General features: G+C 67.4%; 17 protein-coding genes and 1 other RNA gene. 6 read left to right on the top strand and 12 right to left on the bottom strand.

Annotated features, from left to right (window positions below):
* A complete protein-coding gene (locus AC1DYD_RS04190; RefSeq protein ID WP_478171489.1) occupies window positions 1-489 on the top strand; it encodes a Crp/Fnr family transcriptional regulator in 489 nt (162 codons plus the stop codon).
* A gap of 73 nt (window positions 490-562) precedes the next feature.
* On the opposite strand, the gene rnhA is transcribed toward AC1DYD_RS04190, so the two are convergent.
* Entirely contained in the window at window positions 563-1,012 is a 450-nt protein-coding gene (gene rnhA, locus AC1DYD_RS04185) for a ribonuclease HI (RefSeq protein ID WP_478171488.1), read from the bottom strand.
* Window positions 1,009-1,803 carry a class I SAM-dependent methyltransferase gene (locus AC1DYD_RS04180; RefSeq protein WP_478171487.1) on the bottom strand — a complete coding sequence of 265 codons (795 nt, stop codon included), beginning with the start codon at window positions 1,801-1,803 and terminating at the stop codon, window positions 1,009-1,011. The genes rnhA and AC1DYD_RS04180 overlap by 4 nt, the downstream gene beginning before the upstream one ends.
* Between AC1DYD_RS04180 and gloB the strand changes: the two genes are divergently transcribed.
* Both gloB and AC1DYD_RS04170 read left to right on the top strand, forming a co-directional pair.
* Window positions 1,802-2,599: a hydroxyacylglutathione hydrolase gene (gene gloB / locus AC1DYD_RS04175; RefSeq protein WP_478171486.1), complete on the top strand. Its 798-nt coding sequence runs from the start codon at window positions 1,802-1,804 to the stop codon at window positions 2,597-2,599. The two genes, AC1DYD_RS04180 and gloB, sit on opposite strands and share 2 nt — an antisense overlap.
* The gene (locus AC1DYD_RS04170; protein WP_478171485.1) at window positions 2,596-4,116 is read left to right on the top strand and encodes a transglycosylase SLT domain-containing protein; all 1,521 of its coding nucleotides are present in this window, start codon (window positions 2,596-2,598) and stop codon (window positions 4,114-4,116) included. The genes gloB and AC1DYD_RS04170 overlap by 4 nt, the downstream gene beginning before the upstream one ends.
* A 20-nt stretch (window positions 4,117-4,136) precedes the next feature.
* Here AC1DYD_RS04170 and AC1DYD_RS04165 read toward each other — a convergent pair whose 3' ends face one another.
* From AC1DYD_RS04165 to dnaX, 7 genes are all read right to left on the bottom strand, one after another.
* The gene (locus AC1DYD_RS04165) at window positions 4,137-4,970 is read right to left on the bottom strand and encodes an ABC transporter permease (protein WP_478171484.1); all 834 of its coding nucleotides are present in this window, start codon (window positions 4,968-4,970) and stop codon (window positions 4,137-4,139) included.
* A 268-nt stretch (window positions 4,971-5,238) separates the two neighbouring features.
* A complete protein-coding gene (locus AC1DYD_RS04160; RefSeq protein WP_478171483.1) occupies window positions 5,239-6,057 on the bottom strand; it encodes an ABC transporter ATP-binding protein in 819 nt (272 codons plus the stop codon).
* Window positions 6,058-6,107: 50 nt separating this feature from the next.
* The gene (locus AC1DYD_RS04155) at window positions 6,108-7,142 is read right to left on the bottom strand and encodes an ABC transporter substrate-binding protein (protein WP_478171482.1); all 1,035 of its coding nucleotides are present in this window, start codon (window positions 7,140-7,142) and stop codon (window positions 6,108-6,110) included.
* A 111-nt stretch (window positions 7,143-7,253) separates the two neighbouring features.
* Window positions 7,254-7,385: an MAPEG family protein gene (locus AC1DYD_RS04150; protein WP_478171733.1), complete on the bottom strand. Its 132-nt coding sequence runs from the start codon at window positions 7,383-7,385 to the stop codon at window positions 7,254-7,256.
* A gap of 9 nt (window positions 7,386-7,394) precedes the next feature.
* Window positions 7,395-7,985 carry a recombination mediator RecR gene (gene recR, locus AC1DYD_RS04145; protein ID WP_478171481.1) on the bottom strand — a complete coding sequence of 197 codons (591 nt, stop codon included), beginning with the start codon at window positions 7,983-7,985 and terminating at the stop codon, window positions 7,395-7,397.
* A 17-nt stretch (window positions 7,986-8,002) separates the two neighbouring features.
* Entirely contained in the window at window positions 8,003-8,335 is a 333-nt protein-coding gene (locus tag AC1DYD_RS04140) for a YbaB/EbfC family nucleoid-associated protein (protein ID WP_012747441.1), read from the bottom strand.
* 214 nt (window positions 8,336-8,549) lie between these two features.
* The gene (gene dnaX, locus AC1DYD_RS04135; protein WP_478171480.1) at window positions 8,550-10,394 is read right to left on the bottom strand and encodes a DNA polymerase III subunit gamma/tau; all 1,845 of its coding nucleotides are present in this window, start codon (window positions 10,392-10,394) and stop codon (window positions 8,550-8,552) included.
* 111 nt (window positions 10,395-10,505) lie between these two features.
* On the opposite strand from dnaX, the gene AC1DYD_RS04130 reads away from it, so the two are divergent.
* Both AC1DYD_RS04130 and ffs read left to right on the top strand, forming a co-directional pair.
* The gene (locus AC1DYD_RS04130; protein WP_478171479.1) at window positions 10,506-11,627 is read left to right on the top strand and encodes a M12 family metallopeptidase; all 1,122 of its coding nucleotides are present in this window, start codon (window positions 10,506-10,508) and stop codon (window positions 11,625-11,627) included.
* Window positions 11,628-11,665: 38 nt separating this feature from the next.
* Window positions 11,666-11,762, top strand: an RNA gene (gene ffs, locus AC1DYD_RS04125) — signal recognition particle sRNA small type.
* Between the two features lie 91 nt (window positions 11,763-11,853).
* Here ffs and AC1DYD_RS04120 read toward each other — a convergent pair.
* The 3 genes from AC1DYD_RS04120 to AC1DYD_RS04110 all read right to left on the bottom strand — a co-directional run bounded on the left by AC1DYD_RS04120 (window position 11,854) and on the right by AC1DYD_RS04110 (window position 13,064).
* The gene (locus AC1DYD_RS04120; RefSeq protein ID WP_478171478.1) at window positions 11,854-12,147 is read right to left on the bottom strand and encodes a GYD domain-containing protein; all 294 of its coding nucleotides are present in this window, start codon (window positions 12,145-12,147) and stop codon (window positions 11,854-11,856) included.
* 282 nt (window positions 12,148-12,429) lie between these two features.
* Window positions 12,430-12,822 carry a hypothetical protein gene (locus tag AC1DYD_RS04115; protein ID WP_478171477.1) on the bottom strand — a complete coding sequence of 131 codons (393 nt, stop codon included), beginning with the start codon at window positions 12,820-12,822 and terminating at the stop codon, window positions 12,430-12,432.
* Window positions 12,819-13,064: a hypothetical protein gene (locus AC1DYD_RS04110; RefSeq protein ID WP_478171476.1), complete on the bottom strand. Its 246-nt coding sequence runs from the start codon at window positions 13,062-13,064 to the stop codon at window positions 12,819-12,821. The genes AC1DYD_RS04115 and AC1DYD_RS04110 overlap by 4 nt, the downstream gene beginning before the upstream one ends.
* A gap of 225 nt (window positions 13,065-13,289) precedes the next feature.
* Between AC1DYD_RS04110 and AC1DYD_RS04105 the strand changes: the two genes are divergently transcribed.
* Window positions 13,290-13,475: a hypothetical protein gene (locus AC1DYD_RS04105; protein WP_478171475.1), complete on the top strand. Its 186-nt coding sequence runs from the start codon at window positions 13,290-13,292 to the stop codon at window positions 13,473-13,475.
* Window positions 13,476-13,492: the final 17 nt, after the last annotated feature.

Genomic DNA, 13,492 nt, shown 5'->3' with positions numbered 1-13,492 from the left:
ATGGCAGCGTCCAGAATCGAACTGATGCAGCAGATGCCGATCTTCGGCGCCATCGGCGCGCAGACCATCGAATTCCTGCTGGCGGCGGCGCCGGTGATCGAAATGCCGTGCGGGGGCTATTTCTTCCGCGAAGGCGAGCCGGGCCACGGCATGTTCGTGCTCGAATCCGGCAGCGTGACCGTGTCCAAGAGCTGGCGCTCCCACGAGCTGCTGCTGAGCCGCCTGGGGCAAGGCGACTGTTTCGGCGAAATGGCGCTGCTCGACCTGTTCCCGCGCAGCGCCTCGGTCCGCGCCGAGGCCGACTGCGTCGCGATCGAGCTGTCGTCGGCGAACCTGTACCGGCTGTTCGAGCGCGATGTCGAGCAGTTCGCGCTGATCCAGATGAACATCGCCCGCGAGATGAGCCGCCGCCTGCGGGTCACCGACGACCTGCTGTTCCGGACCCGGATGGGCGAGCATGACCCCCCCCCAGGTTGGCTCACTTCGTGAGCCGCCCACCCCCTACCGGGGGCAACACCAGCAGCCCGGCAAAGCCGGTTCTGCGGTGATTCGCGAAGGGAATTCAGAGCCTGCCAAGTGCCCGGTCAACACCCTTGTTCGCGAGGGCATCCGCGCGCTCGTTGCCCGGGTCGCCCGAGTGGCCCTTGACCCAGCGCCATTCGATCTGGTGGCCGCCTTCGGCCACCAGCTTGTCGAGTTGCTGCCAGAGCTCGACGTTCTTCACCGGCTGCTTGGTCGAGGTGCGCCAGCCCTTGGCCTTCCAGCCCCGGATCCACTCGGTGATGCCCATCCGCACGTATTGGCTGTCCAGGTAGAGGACGACCTTGCACGGGCGCTTCAGCGCACCGAGGCCCTCGATCACCGCCTGCAGTTCCATGCGGTTGTTGGTGGTGTTGAGTTCGCCGCCGAAAAGCTCTTTCTCGGTGGCGCCCGACTTGAGCCATGCGCCCCAGCCGCCGGGACCGGGGTTGCCCTTGCAGGCACCGTCGGTGTAGATCTGTACTTCGTTCAAAAACCGCTTCCTTCTTCTAGCTGGCCGCCATTGTCGCGCCCCCGGTGCATCTTGCCGGCAATCGGCACCGGCGCACTGGCGCGCGAGGCGGCACGGCGCCAGTCGGCGCTCAGCAGCCGCAGCCCACGCACCCTCTTCACCGCCACCAGGAAATAGACGGCGCCGAAGATCGGCCACCAGCGCTCGCCAGCCGCGTCGAACCAGCGGCAGCGCTCCAGCCAGGCGTCGCTGCGGACCGCCGGCCGGTAGACGCCGAAGCGGCCCGACTCGACTTCGAAGCTCAGCAGCCGCAGCCAGTCGCGCATGCGCCGGTGGCCGATGAATTCACCGGCCTCGGGCAGGAACAACTCGCCGAAACCGAGTCGCCGGTACAGATGGGCCCGCCGCTGCCGCATGCCCCAGAGGCTGGCCGGGTTCAGGCCGCAGATGACGACCCGGCCCTCGGGCACCAGCACCCGCTCGACCTCGCGCAGGGTCGCGTGGGGATCGGGACTGAGTTCGAGCGCGTGCGGCAGCACCACCAGGTCGAGGCTGGCGGCCGGAAAAGGCAGGGCCGAGAAGTCCGTCAACAGCGCCGCGGYACCGGCCTGGGCCGGATCGGACAGCGCCAGCCACCGGTGCGGCATGCGATTGGCGCGCAGCGCCTGCACCTCGCCGAGGCCCAGCTGCAGCGCGTGATAGCCGAAGATGTCGGCCACGGCCTGGTCGAACTGGGCCTGCTCCCAGGCCAGCAGATAGCGCCCCGGGGGGGTCTCGAACCAATCGTGCAAACCTATAATTTGACCGCTCATGACCCTCGTTCCGCTGCCCGCCTTCGCCGACAACTACATCTGGATGCTGCAGGATGGGTACCACGCGATCGTGGTCGACCCAGGGGACGCCGGGCCCGTGTTCGATGCGCTCGGACGCCGGAATCTGCAGCTGGCCGCGATTCTAGTCACGCACCACCACGCCGATCACACCGGCGGCGTGGCGGCGCTGCACGCGGCGACCGGCGCGAAGGTCTTCGGCCCCGCCCGCGAGCGCATTCCCGAGCCGTACACGCCCCTCGCCGAGGGCGGCCACGCCGAAGCGCTGGGCCTGCGCTTCGAAGTGATCGACATTCCCGGCCACACCGCAGGCCACATCGCCTACTTCCTGCCGGCCGATCCGCGCAACGCCGCGGCCGCCGAACTGGCACCGCTGCTGTTCTGCGGCGACACCCTGTTCTCGGGCGGCTGCGGACGCCTGTTCGAAGGCACGCCGGCGCAGATGCTGGCCTCGCTCGAGGCCCTGGCGGCGCTGCCTGGCGATACCCGCGTCTGCTGCGGCCACGAATACACACTTGCTAACCTGAGATTTGCGCAAAGCGTGGAACCCGGCAACCCGGATCTCACTCAGTACACGGCGCACTGCGAAGCATTGCGCGCGCGCGGCGAGCCCACGCTGCCCTCGCAGCTGGCAATCGAGCGCCTGATCAATCCTTTTCTTCGCAGCCGCGAAGCCACTGTCAGCCGGGCGGTCCACGCTCACGCCGGCCTGCCCGCACCAGCGGCGCCCGCCGAAGTGTTCGCCGCGCTGCGCCAATGGAAGAACGACTTTCGATGAAATTCCTGCTAGCCGCCTGCCTCGCGGGCTCCTTGTTCCTCGCGGGCTGTGCCACCGGCACCGGTTCATCGCCGGGCAGCGCCTCGCCGGTGTATCCGGGTGGCAGCCTGAAGCCGATCACCTCGGGCGACACCAAGTCCCGGCCCGTGGTCACGCTGGCCCCGCCCACCGACATGTGGGATCGCATCCGCCGCGGCTTCAAGATGCCGAACCTCGACAGCGAGCTCGTGCGAGACCGCGAGCAGTGGTATGCCAGCCGGCCCGACTACATCCAGCGCATGACCGAGCGCTCGAACCGCTACATCTTCCACATCGTCGAGGAACTCGAACGCCGCGACATGCCGACCGAGATCGCGCTGCTGCCCTACATCGAGAGCGCCTTCAATCCGCAGGCCGTGTCGAGCGCGCGCGCCGCCGGCATGTGGCAGTTCATGCCGGCCACCGGCACCGACTACGACCTGAAGCAGAACATCTTCCGCGACGACCGGCGCGATGTCGTGGCCTCGACCCGCGCGGCGCTCGACTACCTGCAGCGGCTCTATGGCATGTTCGGCGACTGGCAACTCGCGCTGGCCGCCTACAACTGGGGCGAAGGCAACGTCGGCAAGGCCATCGCCAAGAACCAGCGGGCCGGCCTGCCCGCCACCTACAGCGACATCTCGATGCCGGCCGAAACGCGGCTCTACGTGCCGAAGCTGCAGGCGGTCAAGAACATCGTCGCCGATCCGGCGCGCTTCAACGTCGACCTGCCGCTGATCGCCAACCACCCCTATTTCCAGACCGTCACGCTCAAGCGCGACCTCGACGTCGCCTTGGCGGCCAAGCTGGCCGACGTGCAGGTCGAGGACTTCCGCGCCCTCAATCCCTCGGCCCACAAGCCGGTGCTGCTGGCCGCGGGCACGCCCGAGATCCTGCTGCCCTGGGACAACGCCGCGGTCTTCCAGCGCAACTTCGAGGCCTACAGCCAGGGCCAGTACGCCAGCTGGACCGCCTGGACCGTGCCCTCGACCATGACGGTGGCCGATGCGGCGCAGCGCTCGGGAATGAGCGAGGCCGACCTCCGCGCGGTCAACAACGTGCCGCCGCGAATGCTGATCAAGGCCGGCTCGACACTGATCGTCCCGCGCAGCGCCCGGGTCCAGGAAGACGTCGCGGCGGTGGTTGCAGACACCGGACAGCTGAGCTTCCAGCCCGAGATCGTGACCCGCCGCACCGTGGTCAAGGCCGGCCGCCTGGACAGCGTCGCCAGCATCGCCCGGCGCTACAAGCTGAGCCCGGCCAGCGTCGCCGAATGGAACGACGTCAAGGCGAACCACACCTTCCAGCGCGGCTACGAGGTGGTGGTGTTCCTGCCCGTGCGCGCCTCGCGGACCGCCAGTGTGGGTTCCGGCAACAGCCGCGCCCACGCGGCCGCGGCCACGACCGTGCCTGCCAAGGCGACGACGAAGACGTCGAGCAGCAAGCAGGTCGCGCGCGAGCCGCGCGGCGGCACGCCTTCGAAGAAGAAGAAGCACTGACGGCCCCCCGCCCGGCGGGCTCAGAGCTTCTCGGTCTCGCCGCTGCGCGGCTGCCACTTCATGAGCCGCTTCTCGAGCACGCCGACGATGGCGTCGAGCAGCAGCGCGAAGGCGGTGAGCACCACGATGCCGGCGAACACCGTGTTGACATCGAAGGTGCCTTCGGCCTGCAGGATCAGGTAGCCGACGCCGCGCGCCGAACCCAGGTACTCGCCGACCACCGCACCCACGAACGCCAGCCCCACCGAGGTGTGAAGGCTGGAGAACACCCAGCTGGTCGCACTCGGCAGGTACACGGTGCGCAGCAGCTGCCGCTGGCTGGCGCCGAGCATGCGCGCGTTCGCCAGCACCACCGGGCTCACTTCGCGCACGCCCTGGTAGACATTGAAGAAGACGATGAAGAAGACCAGCGTGACCGCCAGCGCCACCTTGCTCCAGATGCCGAGGCCGAACCAGAGCGCGAAGATCGGCGCCAGGATCACGCGCGGCATCGAGTTCGCCGCCTTGATGTAGGGGTCGAAGACCAGGCTCGCGGTCGGCGCCAGCGCCAGCCAGAGGCCGCAGGCCAGGCCCAGCACAGTGCCGATCACGAAGGCCAGCACGGTCTCGAGCAGCGTGGTTGCGAGGTGGAGATAGATGTCGGCGTTGCCCGCCAGGCCCTCCGGGAACAGCCGGTTGGGCGGGATCGCGAACGGCATGAACCAGCTCCAGATGCGGCCCGCGACCTCGATTGGTTCACCGAGAAAGAAGGCGAATTGCGGGTTGCGCGAGGCAGCGTGCCAGGCCACCAGCAGCACGATCAGCACGGCCATCTGCCAGAAGCGCGCGTTGCTTTCGCTGGGTCGGAGATTCATCTCGCCCCCAGGTTGCCCGGCACTTCGTGTCCGGGCGCCCACCCCCTGCCGGGGGCGCAGTCAGCGGCCCGGCGAAGCCGGTTCCGCGACTGCCCACCAACAGGCGCGCTGCGCGCAGCCGAAGAACAAACACTGCACCCGTATTCACCGCCCGACGCAGCCAGGCCCGTTCGTGAAACACCGCGGATCTGGCTTCGCCAGTCCGCTGGTGTTGCCCCCGGTAGGGGGTGGGCGCCCGACACGAAGTGCGGGCAACCTGGGGGCGAGTTCATTCCACCACCTTCTTCAGTTGCTGCGCGTAGCCCTTGAGCACCTCGTCGCGCAGCACATTCCAGATCTGCGTGTGAAGCTCCACGAAGCGTGGATGCGTGCGAATCTCGGCCACGTCACGCGGGCGTTCGAGATCGATCACGAATTCGCCGATCGGATGCGTGGCCGGCCCGGCCGACAGAACCACCACGCGATCGCTCATCGCAATCGCCTCGTCGAGGTCGTGCGTGATGAACAGCACCGCCTTCTTTTTCGCCGCCCAAAGCGCCAGCACCTCGTTCTCCATCAACTGGCGCGTCTGTATGTCGAGTGCGCTGAAGGGTTCGTCCATCAGGATGATGTCCGGATCCAGGGCCAGCACCTGGGCCAGCGCGGCGCGCTTGCGCATGCCGCCCGAGAGCTGGTGCGGATAGCGATCGCCGAAACCGGAGAGCCCGACCCGCGACAGCCATTGCCCGGCCTGCGCCCCGGCCTCGGCATCAGACACGCCGCGGTATTGCAAGCCCAGCATCACGTTGTCGAACGTACTGCGCCAAGGCAACAGCGCCTCGCTCTGGAACATGTAGCCGGCGCGCGTGTTGATGCCCGAGAGCGGCTCGCCGAACACCCGCACCCTGCCCGACGACGGTTCGAGCAGGCCGGCGCCGACGTTCAACAGCGTCGACTTGCCGCAGCCGGTCGGACCGACCACCGAGACGAACTCGCCCTCGCCGATCCGAAGCGTGGTGTCGGCCACCGCCGTGTAGCGCTGGCCGTGGTCGTCCTTCGAGCGGAAGGTGCATTGGATATCGATCAGTTCGAGCGCGTGGTCGGCCATGGGCTTGAAAGAAAAAACCCGGCCGAGGCCGGGTTGCAGAGACACCGCGGTCAGGCTTTGAACCTGTCCTTGGCGCGCCGCGCAAAGTCGTTGGTATAGAGCTTGGCGAGATCGATCTTGTCGGCCTTGACCGAGGAATCGAAACTCGCGATGGCGTTGAGTGCGGTCTTGGGACCATCGGCCGGCACCAGTCCATCGATGGCGATCGCTTCGCGCACCTTGTCGAATGACGCGAGGTACAAGGCCCGGTCGCCCAGCAGATAGGTCTCGGGCACGGTCTTGATGATGTCGCCCGGCCCGGCGGTCTGCAGCCACTTGAGGCCATGGACGATGGCGTTGGCGAGCGCCTGGCAGGTGTTCGGATTTTTCTGGATGAATTCCGACGAGGCATAGAGGCAGGCGGCCGGCATCAGTCCACCGAACACCTCCTGCGTGCCCTTGAGCGTGCGGGTGTCGCTGATGATCTTCACGTCGCCCTTCTGTTCGAGCATGGTCATCACGGGATCGGTGTTGCTGATCGCATCGATCTGGCCCGAGCGCAACGCGGTGAGTGCGCCGGCGGCGACGCCGACGCCGATGAAGCTCACGTCGCTGGCCTTCAGGCCGCCGCGCGACAGCACCAGGTTGACCACCATGTTGGTCGAGGAGCCCGGCGCCGAGACACCGATCTTGCGGCCTTTGAGGTCGGCGATGCCCGCGTAGGCGGGCATGTTCTTGGTCGACACCCCGATCGCGATCTGCGGTGCGCGGCCCTGGAGCACGAAGGCCTGGAAGAACTGGTTCTTGGCCTGCAGGTTGATGGTGTGCTCGAAGGCCCCGGAGCAGACGTCGGCCGAGCCGCCGACGACCGCCTGCAGTGCGCGTGCGCCACCCGAGAAATCGGAGATCTCGACATCGAGCCCCTCGGCCTTGAAATAGCCGAGCTGCTCGGAGATCGTGAGCGGGAGGTAGTAGAACGCGGCCTTGCCGCCGACCGCGATCGAAACCTTGGACTTCTCGAGCTTCGGCTGGCCGTAGACCAGCGGCACCCCGATGGCAGCCGCGCCGAGCGCAGCGGCGACGGTGAAGGTGCGGCGATTGAGCATGAGTGGGACCTTCGGGCTCTCTGTCGTGTGATTCGAATCGAGCTTAGGGGCGCCCCCTTGCCCCTGCATCGGGAACATCCCGTGCGGGTTTTTACGTAAACACGAAGGCCGCTATCGACCGGAGAACAGGATCGCGATGTTCACCAGGAAGCCGAGGGCCCAGACCGCACTGCGCAGCGAACTGCGATCCGCGATGTACAGCGCGACACAGACGATGCGCAGCAGCACATAGGCGGCCGCCAGGCTATGTGGTCAGCGGCGGTCCACCAACGCGTGGGCGATGGTGCCGAGGTCGACGTATTCGAGCTCGCTGCCGGCCGGCACGCCGCGCGCGAGCCGCGTCACCGAAAGCCCGCGCTGCTTGAGCGCATCGCCGATCACATGGGCCGTGGCCTCGCCCTCGGCAGTGAAATTGGTGGCGAGGATCACCTCGCTCACGGTGCCGTCGAGCGCGCGCTCGAACAGCTTCGCGAGTCCGATGTCGTTCGGCCCGATGCCGTCGAGCGGGCTCAGCTTGCCCATCAGCACGAAGTAGTAGCCGCGGAACACGCCGGTGCGCTCGAGCGCAGCCTGGTCGGCCGGCGTCTCCACCACGCAGAGCTTGCTGGCGTCGCGCCGCGCATCCTGGCAAACGCTGCAGACCACGCCTTCGGTGAAGGTGTTGCAGCGCTCGCAGTGGCGCACGTTGGCGGCCGCCTGCTGCAACGCGCGCGCGAGCTTCTGGAGGCCTTCGCGATCGTGCTGCAGCATGTGGAAGGCCATGCGCGAGGCCGACTTGGCGCCGACGCCGGGCAATCGGCGCAGTGCTTCGACCAGCGCTTCGAGCGAACTGGAATCCGCCATCGAGGGCCGATGAAAGCTCAGAACGGCAGCTTCATGCCGGGCGGCAGGCCAGGCATGCCGGCTGTCAGCTTGCCCATCTTCTGCTCGCTGGTTTCCTCGGCCTTGCGCACGGCGGCATTGAAGGCGGCGGCCACCAGGTCCTCGAGCATGTCCTTGTCGTCGGCCAGCAGGCTGGGATCGATGGTGATCCGCTTGACGTCGTGCTTGCAGGTCATCACGACCTTGACCAGCCCGGCGCCGGATTCACCCTCGACCTCGATGGTGGCCAGTTCTTCCTGGGCCTTCTTGAGGTTGTCCTGCATTGCCTGCGCCTGCTTCATGAGGCCGGCCAGTTGTCCTTTGTTGAACATGTGGATCCTGTCGATCGTTGAAATAAGGAGTTTAGTCAGTTGAGGACAGAGCAAAAACTGCTGCGCAGTTTCTTGGTCTGTCCCGCAAGGTATCAGTCAGTCGAGGACAGAGCAAAAACTGCTGTGCAGTTTCTTGGTCTGTCCCGCAAGGTTCTAGTCAGTTGAGGACAGAGCAAAAACTGCTGCGCAGTTTCTTGGTCTGTCCCGCAAGGTATCAAGCGGGCCGCAGCGTACCCGGAACGATCTTCGCGTCCCAGTCGCGCATCATCGACTGCACCTCGGGGTCGTTGCGGATCGCTTCCTCGGCGACACGCTGGCGCTCGTCGGCCGCCTGCTTGTTGCGCCGGGCCGGACTGTCGGCCACGGCACCGATCTCGATCGCGATTCTGACGCCATGGCCCATGGCCGCCAACGCGGCCTGCAGCTTCTCGCGGCTGCTGGTCTGGTTGAGCGACTCGCGCTCGACGCGCAGCAGCCACTGGTCGACATCGCGCGCCACCAGCTGCGATTGCAGCGCAAGCTCGCGCGCCAGCGCGCTGATGGCCTCGGCCACCACCATCTGTGTCACGGTGGCGTACCAGAAATCGCCCTCCTCGCTCGGCGGTATAGGCGCCAAGGGCGCGGAGGATTCGGCCTCGCGGGCGCCTGGCGGCGGCTGCACCCTCACCGGCATCGCCATCACCCTCGCCGGTGCCGGCGCGGGGCCGGCGGCGGGCGCGGGCCTCGGTGGCGGCGCCGCGCTCAACGAAGGCGCCTCGACCACCGGCAGGCGCTGGCCGGGCGGCGCATGCGATGCGGCAGCTGCCACCGATGCGGCAGGCACCGGGGCCGGCGCGCGCTCGGCGGCCACGACGGGTCGCGGGGGCGATTCGGCAGGTGGCGCGGCCCGGGGCGCATCGGCAACCGCGCGCCCAGCCTCATTCAGAGTTTTTTTTTCCGCTCCGGCTGCGCCGGCGGGCTTGAAGGCCAGCAGGCGCAGCAGCACCATCGTGAGCGCCGCGTACTCGTCGGGCGCCAGGCCGAGCTCGCCCCGGCCATGCAGGCAGAGGCTGTAGAGCAACTGGGTCTCGTCGGCCGGCAGCAGCGCCGCGAGGCGCGCGGTCTCGGCCGCGTCGGGATCGGCCGCGTCGCGCGACTCGGCCCGCGAGGGCACGGCCTGCAGCACCGCCATGGCCTGCAGCACGGTGCTCATTTCCTCCAGCGTGGAGGCGGCCGACAAACCATCGCGGCGCAGCCCCTCGGAGGTCTCGACCACCGTCTTGCCATCGCCCTGCGCAAGCGCCTCGATCAGCCGGAACACATGGCCGCGGTCGACGCTGCCGAGCATCTGCCGCACGCCGGTCTCGAGCAGCTCGCCGTTGCCGAAGGCGATCGCCTGGTCGGTCAGCGACAGGGCGTCGCGCATCGAGCCGCGAGCGGCGCGCGAAATCAGGCGCAGCGCGGGCGGCTCGGCCGGCACGGCTTCGGCCTGCAGCACCTGCGTGAGGTGTTCGAGCACGGTCTCGGGCGCCATCGGCCGCAGGTTGAACTGCAGGCAGCGCGACAGCACCGTGACCGGCACCTTCTGCGGATCGGTGGTGGCCAGCACGAACTTGAGGTATTCGGGCGGCTCCTCGAGCGTCTTCAGCATCGCGTTGAACGCGTGCCCGGTGAGCATGTGAACTTCGTCGATCATGAAGACCTTGAAGCGGCCCTGCACCGGCTTGTAGACCGCCTGCTCCAGCAGGGCCTGCACCTCGTCGACGCCGCGGTTGGAGGCGGCGTCGAGTTCGGTGTAGTCGACGAAGCGGCCGGCGTCGATGTCCTTGCACGCCTGGCATAGGCCGCACGGCGTGGCCGTGATGCCGCCCTGCCCGTCGGGCCCCTGGCAGTTGAGCGACTTCGCCAGGATCCGCGACACGGTGGTCTTGCCGACGCCGCGGGTGCCGGTGAAGAGGTAGGCGTGGTGCAGCCGCTGCGAGGTCAGCGCGTTCTCGAGCGCTTGCACGACATGCTCCTGGCCCACCATCTCGCTGAAGGTTCGGGGACGGTGTTTGCGAGCGAGCACGAGATAGGCCATCGGCGCATTTTAGGTCGACGCGGCGATCGACTCGGCTGCCGGCCTAGGCCATCCTGCAGATAGATTTCGCGCCGCCCGCGCCTAGCATGAAAAAACCTCGAGGAGACCGACATGCCCACTGCGACCCGCAAGGCGGCCCGTCCGGCCGCGCCCAGCAAATCCAGCCCGCCCGAAGCCGTCGGCCCGCGACGCTATTGCTCGCAGCCGGTGCAGCCGATCCGGCAGTTCGATATCGGCGTCGCCGCCGGCCGCGCCCGTGCCATCATCGCCGCGAGCAAGAAGTGGGTGAACGGCACCCAGCTCACGTACTACTGCTTCAAGCGCGGAGATGGCGTGCCTTCGGCATGGCAGGGGAACACCGCAGACATCGGCGTTGTCGACACCTCTTTCGAAGCCTGGGCCAAGCTCGGCGTCGGCATCAGCTTCCGGCGCGTCGAGGCGCCCGAGGACGCCATGGTGCGCATCGGCTTCGATCCTCAGGACGGCGCCTGGTCCTACGTGGGACGCGACGTGCTCAACACCAAGTCGCCACAGGAGCGCACCATGAACTTCGGCTGGGCACTGACCACCGCCTACGGCCACGACACCGCCCTGCACGAGATCGGCCACACGCTCGGGCTGGAACACGAGCACCAGAACCCGAACGCCGGCATCTCGTGGAACCGCGAGGCGGTGCTGGCCTATTTCAGGGGGCCGCCGAACAACTGGGAAGATTCGCAGATCGAATGGAACATCCTGCGCAAGATCCCGGCGTCGGAGATCAAGGGCACCACCTGGGATCCGGATTCGGTCATGGAGTACCAGTTCGATGCCGGGCTGATCGTCGCGCCGGAAAAATACCAGTCGGGCCTGCAACCCAAGGGCGGCCTGTCCTATGCGGACAAGGCCTGGGTGGTGGAGTCCTACCCGGGCGTCAGGGCGCCCACGTCCGCTGCATTGAAAGTCGGGGTGTCGCAGCTGCTGAAGCTCAAGGCCGGCGAGACCCGCACCTTCGATTTCACGCCGCCGCGCACGCGAACCTACAACGTCGGCACCTTCGGCACCTCGGACACGGTGCTGGTGCTGTTCGAGGTCACGCCGAAAGGCAACGTGCAGATCGCGGGCGCCGACGACAGCGGCACCGACCTCAACGCCAAGGTCAGCATGCGGCTGCAGAAGGACCGCCACTACCAGATCGGCGTGCGTCTCTACTATGCCGATGCGGCGCTCGAAACCGCGTTGATGGTCTGGTGAAAAGCCGGGGTGCTCGCCGTCGCCTACAATCCCGAGTTGACGGGCCTCCCCGCATGGTGAAGCGGCCAACCGGGTCAGGTGGGGAACCAAGCAGCCCTAACTGCGTAGCCAGTGCCGGGGGTAAGGCTCGTCAACCTCACATCAATGGCGGACTCGGGCCGATCGGCCACCTTCGAGCGAAGACCCCAAGCGTCGCCACGAGGGCCGCTTGAGGTCCGCCGAAAAGCTACGGGAGCTTGGCCAGTATCTTGTCCATCTCCTGGCTCGAATACGCACGCATCGAGTTGATGCGCACATTTCCCTGGCTGGCCGTCGCGATGCTGAACGCCGCCAATGCATGTTCGTCCTCTGCCTCGAGCACGCAAACGAGGTCGTACTTGCCCATGGTCCAGTACAGCTCCCGCATGGTGACTCCGGCCTTTTTCGCAGCCTCCTTGGCGGCGACCGACCGTTTGGTCGTGTCCTTGACCGATTGAATGCCCTTGTCCGTGAAGCTCATCAAGCCAACGTAGGTGATCATGTCACCCTCCTTCGAGCTGAAGTAGGCGGCCCGTGCCAACTGCCTCTGGCCGACGCGGCCGCCTGCCGTCGACCGAGATCGCACCCAGCGAAATGGCTTGCCCGTCGTTGGCCGGCAGCGCAGCATGATGGAGCGGGGCCTTGCGCAGGACGGCAAGGGACTTCACCGAGGGGCGACCCGGCGCATGCTACGCGCTTCGCCAGCAGAGGCAAGGGCTGGACCGACGAGCGGAAAACACGATCTCCACCCGGCGCGGCGTCGTCCTGGCGGACCCGCCTCGCATCAGCCGGCGCGCAGCATCTCGGCGGCGATGACCTCGAGTTCGTCCAGGATGGCCCAGCCTTCGCCCGCCTCGCCCTCGAGGCTTTCGGTCAACAGCTCGACCGCGAATTCCATCTGCATCGGCATGAAGAACCGGGCCACCGCGCCCATGACCTGATCGGCGTTGCGCAACGGGCGACCCGTCGCCGTCTCGGCCAGGTACATGGCACGGATCAGGTTCACCTGCGGAAAACTCAGCGGCGGCTCGCCGCAAGTGCCCAGGTACGCGGTCAGGGCGCGCGCGGCACGCTTGCAGGCGTTCAAGATCTGCGGGCTCAGGGCCGTGGCCTGCGCCTGCGCGCGAACGCCATTCGCCAGCAGGTCTGCGGCCGTGGTCGAGCGGTTCGAACTCATGCTGTCAGGCGGTCGCACCGCGAACCAGGCGCCAGGGCATCGGCCAGGGTGGCGCGCAGATCCTTGGCGTCGAGGCCCAGCATCCGCGTGACGCACTCGGCTTGGGCCTCGGAGAAGTGGGCGGGCATCCACGCTTGCAGCAGGAGCGCGGCGCCGGTCGGCGTTTCCCGCCGGACCTGCTCCAGTTCGAGGACCCTGTCGACCTGACTGCGGGTGAAGGGGGCCGGAATGGACGGCATCATCCGCGCCGGACCTGATCCGGACGGTGGCCAGCGAAGGGCCCTGGCGCTGGAGGCGCCCAGGCCGGGCAAATTGCAACGAAGCGTAGACATGCCCCGAGCTTCGGTGAACTCGCTGAGGGCAGGCTTAAGGCGATGGCTGCGCATCACGGGCTCGATTGACTGTATTTTCATACAGTGTTTCGAGTAAACTGAGCATCATCCCATCACAAGACCAAGGCGAGACCCATGACCCTCCTCACGCCCTCGTCCAACGCTGGCCGGGTGCTGCCGTTCGAGCCTCGGCCCCGGGTCGAGAGGCGTTCGTCCTGGCCGTTTCCCGCCGCCCGCGAGCCGGCACCGGCGTCGCAGGTCAAGGCCCGGGCCGCACAGGTCGTCGCCACCACCGCGCGCCATTGGCTCGGCCGGCCATGAGCCGAACCAGGCCGGCG

Source organism: Variovorax sp. P4_B11 (assembly GCF_056402355.1).
This window is presented reverse-complemented; position numbering and strand designations above follow the sequence as displayed.